The sequence below is a fragment of the Rahnella sp. BCC 1045 genome (assembly GCF_019049615.1).
Classification (GTDB): Bacteria; Pseudomonadota; Gammaproteobacteria; order Enterobacterales; family Enterobacteriaceae; genus Rahnella; species Rahnella contaminans.
On sequence record NZ_JAFMOZ010000126.1, the window covers coordinates 18,350 to 31,701 of the forward strand.

A 13,352-nucleotide genomic window follows, 5' to 3' on the forward strand; every position below is an offset into this window, starting at 1 on the left:
CAGCGTTAAACGAACTACATCAAATATTTCACTTTGAAAGAGGCATTGTGCTGTGAATCTTAACGCAACAATCCTCGGCCAGGCTATCGCGTTTGTCCTGTTTGTCGTGTTCTGTATGAAGTACGTATGGCCGCCAATTATGGCTGCCATCGAAAAACGTCAGAAAGAGATTTCTGAAGGTTTATCTTCTGCAGAACGTGCAAAAAAAGAACTGGATTTAGCGCAAGCCGATGCGACCGACCAACTGAAGAAAGCCAAAGCTGAAGCTCAGGTAATCATCGACCAGGCGAACAAGCGTAAAGCACAGATCGTCGACGAAGCGAAGACCGAAGCCGAGCAGGAACGTAACAAGATCGTAGCGCAAGCTAAGGCAGAGATTGACGCCGAACGCCAACGCGCCCGCGAAGAGTTGCGTAAACAGGTCGGGATTTTGGCCATTGCTGGCGCCGAGAAGATCATCGAACGTTCCGTGGATGAAGCTGCTAACAGCGACATCGTTGATAAACTGGTCGCTGAACTGTAAGGAGGGAGGGGCTGATGTCTGAATTTGTAACTGTAGCTCGCCCCTACGCCAAAGCAGCTTTTGACTTTGCCGTTGAGCACCAAAGCTTAGATCGCTGGCAGTCCATGTTAGCGTTCACGGCTGAAGTCACGCGCAATGAACAGATTGAAGAACTGCTTTCCGGTGCTAGCGCGCCAGAAACTTTGTCTAAAACGTTTATTGCCGTATGTGGTGAACAACTCGACGACGCAGGCCAGAACCTGATTAAGGTAATGGCCGAAAATGGACGTTTACGCGTTCTTCCTGAAGTGTTGCAGCAGTTCATCGAACTGCGTGCCTCACTGGAGGCGATTGCTGAAGTTGATGTGACCTCAGCAAATCCACTGACGGAAGAACAGCAGGCAAAAATTGCTGCTGCGATGGAAAAACGTCTGTCTCGCAAAGTTAAGCTGAATTGCAAAATTGACAAGTCTGTTCTTGCCGGTGTCATTATCCGTGCAGGTGATATGGTGATTGATGGCAGCGTTCGCAGTCGTCTTGAACGCCTGGCAGACGTCTTGCAGTCTTAAGGGGACTGGAGCATGCAACTGAATTCCACCGAAATCAGCGAACTGATAAAGCAGCGCATTGCTCAGTTCAATGTAGTGAGCGAAGCTCACAATGAAGGTACTATCGTTTCCGTCAGTGACGGGATCATCCGCGTGCACGGCCTGGCCGATGTCATGCAAGGCGAAATGATTGCGCTGCCGGGTAACCGCTACGCTATCGCCCTGAACCTGGAGCGCGACTCTGTAGGTGCCGTTGTAATGGGCCCTTACGCTGACCTCGCCGAAGGTATGAAAGTAAAATGTACGGGTCGTATCCTGGAAGTTCCAGTAGGCCGTGGCCTGCTGGGCCGCGTTGTTAACACCCTGGGTGCGCCAATTGACGGTAAAGGTCCGGTAGAGCACGACGGCTTCTCAGCTGTTGAAGCAATCGCACCGGGCGTTATCGAACGCCAATCCGTAGACCAGCCTGTGCAGACAGGTTATAAGTCCGTTGACGCCATGATCCCAATCGGTCGTGGTCAGCGTGAACTGGTCATCGGTGACCGTCAAACCGGTAAAACTGCTCTGGCTATTGATGCGATCATCAACCAGCGTGATTCCGGCATCAAATGTATCTATGTGGCTATCGGCCAGAAAGCGTCCACCATTTCTAACGTGGTTCGTAAACTGGAAGAGCACGGCGCACTGGCAAACACCATCGTTGTTGTTGCAACTGCATCAGAATCTGCTGCACTGCAATACCTGGCACCGTACTCCGGTTGCGCAATGGGTGAATACTTCCGTGACCGCGGCGAAGACGCACTGATCGTTTATGATGACCTGTCTAAACAGGCTGTTGCTTACCGTCAGATTTCCCTGTTGCTTCGTCGTCCACCAGGTCGTGAAGCTTACCCAGGCGATGTTTTCTATCTCCACTCCCGTCTGCTGGAACGTGCTGCGCGTGTAAACGCCGATTACGTTGAAGCATTCACCAAGGGTGAAGTGAAAGGCAAAACCGGTTCCCTGACTGCGCTTCCAATCATTGAAACGCAAGCAGGCGACGTTTCCGCGTTCGTTCCGACTAACGTAATTTCGATTACCGATGGTCAGATCTTCCTGGAATCAAACCTGTTCAACGCCGGTATTCGTCCTGCGGTTAACCCGGGTATTTCGGTATCCCGTGTTGGTGGTGCTGCTCAGACTAAGATCATGAAAAAACTGTCCGGTGGTATTCGTACCGCACTGGCACAGTATCGTGAACTGGCTGCGTTCTCGCAGTTCGCATCAGATCTGGACGAAGCAACGCGTAAACAGCTGAACCATGGTCAGAAAGTGACCGAGCTGCTGAAACAGAAACAATACGCTCCGATGTCTATCGTTGCGCAGTCTCTGATCATCTTCGCAGCAGAACGTGGTTACCTGGAAGACGTTGAATTGTCTAAAGTCGGTAGCTTCGAAGCGGCACTGTTGGCTTACGCCGACCGTGAGCACGGCGAGCTTCTGCAGCAAATCAACCAAACTGGTGCGTATAACGATGAGATCGAGGGGAAATTCAAAAACATCCTCGATACCTTCAAAGCAACCCAGTCCTGGTAATACTAAACGGCCCTGCTGCCCTGCTTTTAGCAGATAAGCAGCAGGCCGTTTGGTCATGAGGAGAAGCAGAGATGGCCGGCGGAAAAGAGATACGTAGTAAGATCGGCAGCGTGCAGAACACGCAAAAGATCACTAAAGCGATGGAAATGGTCGCCGCCTCCAAAATGCGTAAAACGCAGGATCGCATGGCGGCCAGCCGTCCTTATGCAGAAACCATTCGTGAAGTGATTGGTCACCTCGCGCTCGGGAATCTGGAATACAAGCACCCTTACCTGGATGAACGTGAAGTTAAACGCGTCGGGTATCTGGTGGTGTCTACTGACCGTGGTCTTTGTGGTGGTCTGAACATTAACTTGTTCAAAAAACTGCTCACAGAGATGAAAGATTGGTCCGCGAAAGGCGTTGAGGTTGACTTAGCCCTGATCGGTTCCAAAGCAGCTTCTTTCTTCGGATCCGTTGGGGGCAACGTTGTTGCTCAGGTGACTGGCATGGGGGATAACCCTTCCCTGTCAGAGCTGATCGGACCGGTGAAAGTGATGTTGCAAGCTTTCGACGAAGGTCGTTTAGACAAGTTATGCGTTGTTAGCAACAAATTCGTCAATACCATGTCTCAGGAACCACGCATCGTTCAGTTGTTGCCTCTGCCACCGGCAGAAGACGGCGAACTGGCGAAGAAATCCTGGGATTACCTGTATGAGCCGGACCCTAAAGCACTGCTGGATACCCTCCTGCGCCGCTATGTGGAATCTCAGGTTTATCAGGGCGTCGTAGAAAACCTGGCCAGCGAACAGGCCGCGCGAATGGTAGCGATGAAAGCCGCAACCGATAACGGCGGCAGCCTGATCAAAGAGCTGCAGTTGGTATACAACAAAGCTCGTCAGGCCAGCATCACTCAGGAACTCACCGAGATCGTCGGGGGAGCCTCCGCGGTTTAAGCTAGGTTTACGAATTACGTAGAGGATTCAAGATGGCTACTGGAAAGATTATCCAGGTAATCGGCGCCGTGGTGGACGTCGAGTTCCCTCAGGATGCGGTACCGAACGTGTACCATGCTCTTGAGGTAGAAAACGGTACCTCCAAGCTGGTGCTGGAAGTTCAGCAACAGTTAGGCGGTGGCGTTGTTCGTTGTATCGCAATGGGTACATCAGATGGCTTGCGTCGCGGTCTGAAAGTGAACAACCTGGAACACCCAATTGAAGTTCCGGTGGGTGTTGCAACACTGGGTCGTATCATGAACGTATTGGGTGAACCAATCGACATGAAAGGTGAAATCGGCGAAGAAGAACGTCGTGCAATTCACCGTGCTGCGCCTTCTTATGAAGAGCTGGCAAACTCCCAGGAATTGCTGGAAACCGGTATCAAAGTTATGGACCTGATGTGCCCGTTCGCTAAGGGCGGTAAAGTCGGTCTGTTCGGTGGTGCGGGTGTAGGTAAAACTGTAAACATGATGGAGCTGATCCGTAACATCGCGATCGAGCACTCCGGTTATTCTGTGTTTGCAGGTGTGGGTGAACGTACTCGTGAGGGTAACGACTTCTACCACGAAATGACCGAATCCAACGTTATCGACAAAGTTTCCCTGGTCTATGGTCAGATGAATGAGCCACCAGGTAACCGTCTGCGCGTTGCACTGACCGGTCTGACCATGGCGGAGAAATTCCGTGATGAAGGTCGTGACGTACTGCTGTTTGTTGACAACATTTACCGTTACACCCTGGCAGGTACCGAAGTGTCTGCACTTCTGGGCCGTATGCCATCAGCGGTAGGTTATCAGCCAACGCTGGCGGAAGAGATGGGCGCTCTGCAAGAACGTATCACCTCTACCAAAAGTGGTTCTATCACCTCCGTACAGGCCGTTTACGTCCCTGCGGATGACTTGACTGACCCATCTCCAGCCACCACCTTTGCTCACTTAGATGCAACCGTGGTACTGAGCCGTCAGATCGCGTCTCTGGGTATCTACCCGGCGGTTGACCCACTGGACTCCACCAGCCGTCAGCTGGATCCACTGGTTGTTGGTCAGGAACACTATGATGTGGCTCGTGGCGTGCAGTCTATTCTGCAACGTTACAAGGAACTGAAAGACATTATCGCGATCCTGGGTATGGATGAGTTGTCAGAAGATGACAAACTGGCCGTATCCCGTGCGCGTAAGATCGAACGCTTCCTGTCCCAGCCATTCTTCGTGGCCGAAGTCTTCACCGGTTCTCCGGGCAAGTTCGTATCGCTGAAAGACACCATTCGTGGTTTCAAAGGCATTATGGACGGCGACTACGATCACCTGCCAGAGCAAGCGTTCTACATGGTTGGCACCATTGAAGAAGCAGTGGAAAAAGCCAAGAAACTGTAACGCTAGTTTGTTGTGAGAGAGGATGACATGGCTGAAAAAGCTTACCATCTGGATGTTGTCAGTGCGGAAAAACGTATGTTTGCCGGCATGGTACAGAAAATCCAGGTGACGGGTAGCGAAGGCGAACTGGGTATTTTCCCGGGGCATGCTCCGCTGCTCACCGCCATCAAGCCTGGCATGGTGCGCATTGTTAAAGAACACGGTGAAGAAGAGTATATCTATCTTTCCGGTGGCATCCTTGAGGTGCAGCCGAATGCAACGACCGTGTTGGCTGATACTGCAATCCGTGGGCAAGACCTCGACGAAGCGCGCGCGCTTGAAGCTAAGCGCAAAGCGGAAGAACACATTAGTGGTTCTCACGGCGACGTTGATTACGCTCAGGCGTCAGCGGAACTGGCTAAGGCGATCGCGAAACTTCGCGTTATCGAACTGACCAGAAAAGCGATGTAACAACATCATTGAGAAAAGCGACCTTCGGGTCGCTTTTTTTTTACCTTTAAAAAAGGGTGTTTTCAGCATTTTCCCCAAGGTTAATTTGGGCATCTGGTGGAATACTTGGGTGATTAATGGACATATTACCCTCAGATTTTTTGTTATAGTCTATATCGTGTTCAACCCTTGCGGGCTGCGGTTTGCAGGCGGTTTTTGACGCGAAATATGTAGTAATTCGGTCACATAACGGGTTACTTTTGTCACTCAAATTGGATTTGTCAGGTCATCTATGTCAAACAGCGCACTGAGTGTGGTGATCCTTGCCGCGGGCAAGGGAACACGCATGTATTCCAACCTCCCTAAAGTTCTTCATACATTGGCGGGTAAGCCAATGGTTCAACACGTCATTGATGCGGCCACGCAAGTGGGTGCCAGAAACGTGCATCTGGTCTATGGCCACGGTGGCGATTTACTGAAGAAAACCCTGGCTGGCAGTGAACTGAACTGGGTATTGCAGGCTGAGCAGCTGGGTACCGGACATGCAATGCAACAGGCTGCGCCTTTCTTTGCGGATGACGAAGATGTCCTGATGCTTTACGGCGATGTCCCGCTGATTTCGGTTGAAACGCTGGATAAGTTGCTGAAAGCTAAGCCTGAAGGTGGTATCGGTTTGCTGACCGTCGTGCTGGATGATCCAACCGGCTATGGCCGCATCGTGCGCGAAAATGGCATTGTGACCGGCATCATTGAGCAGAAAGATGCGAATGCTGAGCAGCTTAAAATCCAGGAAATTAACACCGGTATTCTGGTGGCCAACGGTGCATCGTTCAAACGCTGGCTCGGTCAGTTGAACAACAACAACGCGCAGGGCGAATATTACATTACCGACATCATCGCGATGGCACATGCGGAAGGCAATCTGATCGCCACTGTTCATCCGGCGAGAAACAGCGAAGTGGATGGCGTGAATAACCGCCTGCAGCTTTCCCGTCTTGAACGCGTATATCAGACCGAACAGGCCGAACGTCTGCTTCTGGAAGGCGTAATGCTGATGGATCCGGCGCGCTTTGATCTCCGTGGCGAGTTGTCTCATGGGATTGATGTGTTGATCGACACCAACGTCATTATCGACGGCCACGTAAAACTTGGCGATCGCGTGAAAATCGGCGCGGGCTGCGTACTGAAAAACTGCGTGATCGGCGATGACTGCGAAGTCAGCCCTTACAGTGTATTCGAAGATGCGGTGCTGGAAAGCGGGTGTACAGTCGGACCTTTCGCGCGTCTGCGTCCGGGTGCCGAACTGGCTGAAGGCGCTCATGTGGGTAACTTCGTCGAAATCAAAAAAGCGCGCTTGGGGAAAGGTTCGAAAGCAGGACATCTTTCCTATCTTGGCGACGCTGAAATTGGCGACAACGTGAATATCGGTGCGGGGACGATTACCTGCAACTATGACGGCGTGAACAAAAGCAAAACGATTATCGGCAATGACGTCTTTGTCGGATCGGATACCCAGCTGATTGCGCCGGTCACCGTGGGCAATAACGTCACCATCGCTGCCGGAACAACTGTGACGCGCGATGTGCCGGATAACGGCTTGTTGCTAAGCCGTGTGCCGCAGGTACATAAACCTGATTGGCAAAAACCGGTGAAGAAAAAGTAAGCTATTCTGAGGTTTACGTATTCAGGCGCAGTTTTCTGCGCCTGATGTTTGTTTATTGCATTGTGTTTTGGTCTGGGTTTTGTCGTCGAAACTCAGTCCAAAACATAATAATCCCCAACTCTCTACAAGGCTCGGGGAACCGCACGTACACCGGAAAACGGGGCGTGTGGATAAATCAGGTCAGGCATCAAAAAAGGTCCCGAAAGACCTTCTATAGGAATAAAACTGATGTGTGGAATTGTAGGCGCTGTAGCGCAACGCGATATTGCTGAAATTTTGTTGGAAGGTTTACGCCGTCTGGAATACCGCGGTTATGACTCAGCCGGTCTGGCTGTCATTGATACCGACGGGAAAATGGGGCGCCTGCGTCGTCTGGGAAAAGTCCAGATGCTGGCTGAGGCTCTGGATCAACATCCTTTGCACGGCGGTACCGGTATTGCACATACCCGCTGGGCAACGCACGGTGAACCTTCTGAAGCGAACGCACACCCGCATGTGTCTGATTACATTGCGGTAGTGCACAACGGCATTATCGAAAACCACGAACCTTTGCGTGAATTACTGATTGAACGTGGTTACCGTTTTGATTCCGAAACGGATACCGAAGTGATTGCGCATCTGGTGCATTGGGAACAACTTCAGGGCGGCACACTGCTGGAAGTCGTTCAGCGCGTGATCCCTCAGCTGCGCGGCGCTTATGGCACTGTGGTGATGGACCGACGTGATCCGTCCGTTCTGGTCGCAGCCCGTTCCGGCAGCCCGCTGGTGATTGGCCGTGGCGTAGGTGAAAACTTCATTGCCTCCGATCAGCTGGCGCTGTTGCCTGTGACCCGCCGCTTCCTGTTCCTGGAAGAAGGTGATGTGGCTGAAGTTAAGCGCCGCTCCGTCAGTGTCTATGACAAAAATGGTCATGCTGTAGAACGTGCCGAAATCGAATCCAAAGTGCAGTACGACGCCGGTGACAAAGGCGCTTACCGCCACTACATGCAAAAAGAGATTTACGAACAGCCGCTGGCGATTAAAAACACGCTGGAAGGACGTTTCAGCCACGGTGAAGTGAATCTGAGCGAACTGGGCGAAAAGGCGGATGAGATCCTCTCCCGCGTTCAGCATGTTCAGATCATTGCCTGCGGCACGTCATACAACTCCGGTATGGTGGCGCGTTACTGGTTCGAATCACTGGCCGGTATGCCGTGTGATGTCGAGATTGCGTCGGAATTCCGTTATCGCAAATCTGCCGTTCGTCCTGGCAGCCTGATCATCACCCTGTCTCAGTCCGGTGAAACCGCGGACACGCTGGCTGCACTGCGCCTGTCCAAAGAGCTGGGTTATCTCGGTTCTCTGGCCGTGTGTAACGTAGCCGGTTCTTCGCTGGTGCGTGAATCCGATCTGGCGCTGATGACCAAAGCGGGCACGGAAATCGGCGTGGCGTCGACGAAAGCGTTTACCACGCAGCTGACCGTTCTGCTGATGCTGGTGGCACGTATGGGTCGTCTGAAAGGCATGGCACCGCAGGTTGAGCATGACATTGTTCACGCGTTACAGGCGCTGCCTGCGCGTATCGAACAGATGTTGTCGCTGGATAAAACCATCGAATCGCTGGCGGAAGGCTTCTCTGACAAACATCATGCGCTGTTCCTCGGCCGTGGCGATCAATATCCGATCGCGATGGAAGGTGCGCTGAAGCTGAAAGAGATTTCCTATATTCATGCGGAAGCGTATGCGGCAGGCGAGCTGAAACACGGCCCGCTGGCGCTGATTGACGCCGATATGCCGGTGATTGTGGTTGCGCCTAATAACGAACTTCTGGAAAAACTGAAGTCGAATATCGAAGAAGTGCGCGCACGCGGTGGTCTGCTGTATGTCTTCGCCGATCAGGATGCCGGTTTCACCGACAGCGACGGTATGAAAATCATTCAGTTACCGCATGTCGAAGAAATCGTCGCACCGATCTTCTACACGGTCCCGTTACAGCTGCTGTCTTACTATGTCGCGCTGATTAAAGGCACTGACGTAGACCAGCCACGTAATCTGGCCAAATCGGTCACAGTAGAATAAGCCACGCTGGCTTTGAAACTGCCTGCTAAGCGCCCATCTCGGGCGCTTTTTTATTTCTAAAAGGCTAAGGCGTGGTCACGATTCTCCTCTCTCAGGCTTCGTTAGCCGCCACGGATAAGGTATAGTCCGCCTTTTTACGAAGGTGATTTGCTGAATGCTGTCCAACCCCTCCATTCGTCTCAACAAATACATTAGCGAGAGCGGGATCTGCTCACGCCGTGATGCCGATCGTTACATCGAACAGGGAAACGTTTTTATCAATGGCAGACGCGCCTCCGTGGGCGCACAAGTATTTGCCGGTGATGTGGTGAAAGTTAACGGCCAGCTGATTGAACCGCGTGATGAAGAAGATTTAGTGCTTATCGCGCTTAATAAGCCCGTGGGAATCATCACCACAATGGAAGACGGTGAGCGGGACAACATCAGTGATTTCGTTAACCACAGCAAGCGCGTTTTCCCTATCGGGCGTCTGGATAAAGATTCTCAGGGCCTGATTTTACTGACCAACCACGGTGATCTGGTCAATAAAATCCTGCGTGCGGGCAACGACCACGAAAAAGAATATGTCGTAACGGTCAACAAACCGGTGACGGATGAGTTTATTACCGGCCTGGGCGCGGGTGTGCCGATGCTGGGAACGGTGACCAAAAAGTGCAAAGTGAAGAAAGAAGCGCCCTTTGTATTTCGTATCACGCTGGTTCAGGGGCTTAACCGCCAGATCCGCCGTATGTGTAAGCATTTTGGCTTTGAAGTCACCAAGCTTGAGCGTGTGCGGATTATGAACATCAACCTGAAAGGCTTGCCTTTGGGGGAATGGCGTGATTTGACGGACGATGAGCTGGTCGAATTATTCAGACTGACTGAAAACTCAACTTCGGAAGAAAAGCCGGCCAAAAAAACGCAGTCTAAACCTGCTCAGGCCAAAAAACCGGTTGTCACAAAACCGAAAAATACCGAGAAACCCGACGGAAATTCAGCTTCCCGTAAACGTTTTGCACAGCCAGGACGTAAAAAGAAAGGGCGTTAAGTCCGCATCTATTTCCGCTGCCACCGGCCTTTGGGCCGGTTTTTATTTGATCGGTCCACTTCAGTTTGCCCATCTCGCCTAAATTGTGACCAGTGTCATAAAACTGTCATATAACGTACATTTTACTGTCACCAAACTGTCCTATTTTCCTCCTGTGCCAAACACTTTATAAATCTCGACCTGGGTCGAACAAAAAAAACCACTAGGAGTGGAACATGAAATTGATGCGTAACACCGTCGCCGGTATTGTAGCAGCGACTTTCTCCCTCACAGCAATGTCTGCTTTCGCTGCTAGTAATCTGACTGGCGCTGGCGGCACCTTCCCTGCACCTGTCTACGCTAAGTGGGCGGATGCATACCAGAAAGCAACCGGTACTCAGGTTAACTATCAGGGCATCGGCTCTTCCGGCGGCGTGAAACAAATCATCGCCAAGACCGTTGATTTCGGCGCATCTGATGCTCCGATGAAAGAAGAAGATCTGAACAAAAACGGCCTGTTCCAGTTCCCTACCGTGATCGGTGGCGTGGTACTGGCAGTGAATATCCCGGGCATCAAATCAGGTCAGCTGACGCTGGACGGCGCAACGCTGGGTGATATCTACCTGGGCAAAATCAAAAAGTGGAACGACGCGGCGATCACTAAGCTGAACCCGGGCGTGAAACTGCCAGATACCAATATCGCCGTTGTTCGTCGTGCTGACGGTTCCGGTACTTCTTTCGTGTTCACCAGCTATCTGGCAAAAGTGAACAACGAGTGGAAAGAGAAAATCGGTTCAGGTTCAACAGTTAACTGGCCTACCGGTCTGGGCGGCAAAGGTAACGACGGCGTAGCCGCATTTGTACAGCGTCTGCCGGGCTCCATCGGATACGTAGAATATGCTTACGCTAAACAAAACAACCTGGCTTATACCAAGCTGGTTGATGCGGATGGTAAGGCGATCAGCCCGACAGAAGAATCCTTCAGTGCAGCAGCTAAAGGCGCTGACTGGAGCAAAACCTTCGCTCAGGACCTGACTTTCCAGAAAGGCGACAACGCGTGGCCAATCAGCTCCACCACCTTCATCCTGATTTACAAAGATCAGCAGGATGCGACCAAAGGTGCTGAAGTTCTGAAGTTCTTCGACTGGGCTTACAAAAACGGCAATAAACTGACGACTGACCTGGATTATGCAACGCTTCCACCTTCAGTCGTTGAGCAGGTTCGTGCAGCCTGGAAAGCAAATATCAAAGATAGCAGCGGCAAAGCACTTTACTAGGATCTGACGTCTCGTCTGATATAGAGTACAAGTCTTCTGCTTCATTCCCTCTCCGGCCGGGGAGGGAATTAAATCTTAATTAAAAGAGAGTGGTATGGCTGAATACAAGCCGGCTATCAAAGCACCAAGCAAAAACGGTGACATCCTTTTCGGCGCGCTGGTCAAACTGGCTGCGCTGATCGTGTTATTAATGCTGGGCGGAATCATCGTCTCGCTGTTTATTGCTTCGCTGCCTAGCATTGAAAAATTCGGATTATCCTTCCTGTGGACGAAAACATGGGATGCCCCGAATCAGCAGTTCGGCGCACTGGTGCCTATTTACGGTACCGTCGTGACCTCGATTATCGCCTTACTGATTGCCGTTCCCGTCAGTTTTGGTATCGCATTATTCCTCACTGAGCTGGCACCTAACTGGATGAAACGTCCGCTGGGTATTGCTATCGAACTGCTGGCGGCGATCCCCAGCATTGTTTACGGCATGTGGGGTTTATTCGTTTTCGCTCCGCTGTTTGCCCAGTATTTCCAGACACCGGTCGGTGATGTGCTTTCCGGTATTCCGATTGTTGGCGCGCTATTCGCCGGCCCGGGATTTGGTATCGGCATCTTGGCGGCAGGTGTCATTCTGGCCATCATGATCATTCCGTACATTGCCTCCGTCATGCGTGACGTGTTCGAGCAAACGCCGGTCATGATGAAAGAATCGGCCTACGGAATTGGTTGTACGACCTGGGAAGTGATCTGGCGCATCGTGCTGCCGTTCACCAAAAATGGTGTCATCGGCGGTGTCATGCTTGGTCTTGGCCGTGCGCTCGGCGAAACCATGGCGGTGACCTTCATTATCGGTAACACCTACCAGCTCGACAGCATTTCGCTTTACGCGCCCGGCAACAGTATTACCTCGGCGCTGGCGAACGAATTCGCCGAAGCTGAAGCAGGTCTGCATACGTCCGCGCTGATGGAGCTGGGCCTTATCCTGTTTGTTATCACCTTTATTGTTCTGGCGCTGTCGAAAGTCATGATTCTGCGTCTGGCTAAGAAAGAGGGCCGTTAAGATGACGACACTCGAAATGCAAAGTAACGCAGCCTTACTGGAATCACGTCGCAAACGTCAGGCATGGCGCCGTCAGAAGAACCGTCTGGCGCTGATGATTTCCATGCTGACCATGCTTTTTGGCCTGTTCTGGCTGGTCTGGATCCTGTTCACGACCGTCGTGAAAGGCGTAGACGGCATGTCTCTGGCGCTGTTTACCCAAAACACCCCGCCGCCAAATACGGCTGGCGGTGGTCTGGCGAACGCCATTGCGGGCAGCGGACTGCTGATTCTATGGGCGACGGTTATCGGTACGCCGCTGGGCGTGATGGCGGGGATTTATCTGGCAGAATATGGCCGTAAATCCTGGCTGGCGGAATTCATTCGCTTCATCAACGACATTCTGCTTTCTGCTCCTTCCATTGTGGTTGGCCTGTTCGTTTACACCATCATGGTGGCGAAAATGGGGCACTTCTCTGGCTGGGCGGGCGTACTGGCGCTGGCGCTGCTGCAAATCCCGATTGTTATCCGCACCACGGAAAACATGCTGAAACTGGTGCCGGACAGCCTGCGTGAAGCGGCTTATGCGCTGGGAACGCCGAAATGGAAAATGATTTCTGCGATCACCCTGAAAGCGTCTGTTTCCGGCATTATCACCGGTATTTTGCTGGCGATTGCCCGCATCGCCGGCGAAACCGCACCGCTGCTGTTTACGTCGCTCTCCAACCAGTTCTGGAGCACCGACATGATGCAGCCGATCGCCAACCTGCCGGTGACCATCTTCAAGTTTGCGATGAGCCCGTTTGGCGAATGGCAACAACTGGCCTGGGCGGGCGTGCTGCTGATTACAGTGTGTGTGCTGTTGCTGAACATTCTGGCGCGTGTGATCTTCGCCACGAAGAAGCAGTAAGTTA

General features: G+C 52.1%; 12 protein-coding genes. All 12 read left to right on the forward strand.

Going from position 1 to position 13,352, the window contains the following annotated elements; translation table 11 throughout:
• The first annotated feature begins 52 nt into the window (after positions 1-52).
• Positions 53-523 carry a F0F1 ATP synthase subunit B gene (atpF, locus tag J1782_RS12470; protein WP_104923890.1) on the forward strand — a complete coding sequence of 157 codons (471 nt, stop codon included), beginning with the start codon at positions 53-55 and terminating at the stop codon, positions 521-523.
• 14 nt (positions 524-537) lie between these two features.
• The gene (gene atpH / locus J1782_RS12475; protein WP_152323765.1) at positions 538-1,071 is read left to right on the forward strand and encodes a F0F1 ATP synthase subunit delta; all 534 of its coding nucleotides are present in this window, start codon (positions 538-540) and stop codon (positions 1,069-1,071) included.
• A gap of 12 nt (positions 1,072-1,083) precedes the next feature.
• Entirely contained in the window at positions 1,084-2,625 is a 1,542-nt protein-coding gene (gene atpA / locus J1782_RS12480; RefSeq protein WP_152323764.1) for a F0F1 ATP synthase subunit alpha, read from the forward strand.
• A 71-nt stretch (positions 2,626-2,696) separates the two neighbouring features.
• Positions 2,697-3,560 carry a F0F1 ATP synthase subunit gamma gene (gene atpG / locus J1782_RS12485; RefSeq protein WP_152323763.1) on the forward strand — a complete coding sequence of 288 codons (864 nt, stop codon included), beginning with the start codon at positions 2,697-2,699 and terminating at the stop codon, positions 3,558-3,560.
• Between the two features lie 32 nt (positions 3,561-3,592).
• Positions 3,593-4,975 carry a F0F1 ATP synthase subunit beta gene (gene atpD / locus J1782_RS12490; protein WP_101077832.1) on the forward strand — a complete coding sequence of 461 codons (1,383 nt, stop codon included), beginning with the start codon at positions 3,593-3,595 and terminating at the stop codon, positions 4,973-4,975.
• 27 nt (positions 4,976-5,002) lie between these two features.
• Positions 5,003-5,425, forward strand: a complete 423-nt coding sequence (locus tag J1782_RS12495) for a F0F1 ATP synthase subunit epsilon (RefSeq protein WP_101077831.1) — start codon at positions 5,003-5,005, stop codon at positions 5,423-5,425.
• A gap of 271 nt (positions 5,426-5,696) precedes the next feature.
• Complete coding sequence (gene glmU / locus J1782_RS12500; RefSeq protein WP_217153260.1) at positions 5,697-7,067, forward strand: bifunctional UDP-N-acetylglucosamine diphosphorylase/glucosamine-1-phosphate N-acetyltransferase GlmU; 1,371 nt, start codon at positions 5,697-5,699, stop codon at positions 7,065-7,067.
• A 228-nt stretch (positions 7,068-7,295) separates the two neighbouring features.
• Complete coding sequence (glmS, locus tag J1782_RS12505; protein WP_152323761.1) at positions 7,296-9,125, forward strand: glutamine--fructose-6-phosphate transaminase (isomerizing); 1,830 nt, start codon at positions 7,296-7,298, stop codon at positions 9,123-9,125.
• A gap of 154 nt (positions 9,126-9,279) precedes the next feature.
• Positions 9,280-10,152 (forward strand): 23S rRNA pseudouridine(2604) synthase RluF, encoded by an 873-nt coding sequence (gene rluF / locus J1782_RS12510; protein ID WP_152323760.1) that lies wholly within the window; start codon positions 9,280-9,282, stop codon positions 10,150-10,152.
• A 215-nt stretch (positions 10,153-10,367) separates the two neighbouring features.
• Positions 10,368-11,408, forward strand: coding sequence for a phosphate ABC transporter substrate-binding protein PstS (gene pstS, locus J1782_RS12515; RefSeq protein ID WP_152323759.1), 1,041 nt, complete (start codon positions 10,368-10,370; stop codon positions 11,406-11,408).
• A gap of 94 nt (positions 11,409-11,502) precedes the next feature.
• Positions 11,503-12,459, forward strand: a complete 957-nt coding sequence (gene pstC / locus J1782_RS12520) for a phosphate ABC transporter permease PstC (RefSeq protein ID WP_152323758.1) — start codon at positions 11,503-11,505, stop codon at positions 12,457-12,459.
• Position 12,460: 1 nt separating this feature from the next.
• Positions 12,461-13,348: a phosphate ABC transporter permease PstA gene (gene pstA, locus J1782_RS12525; protein ID WP_152323757.1), complete on the forward strand. Its 888-nt coding sequence runs from the start codon at positions 12,461-12,463 to the stop codon at positions 13,346-13,348.
• Positions 13,349-13,352 lie beyond the last annotated feature (4 nt).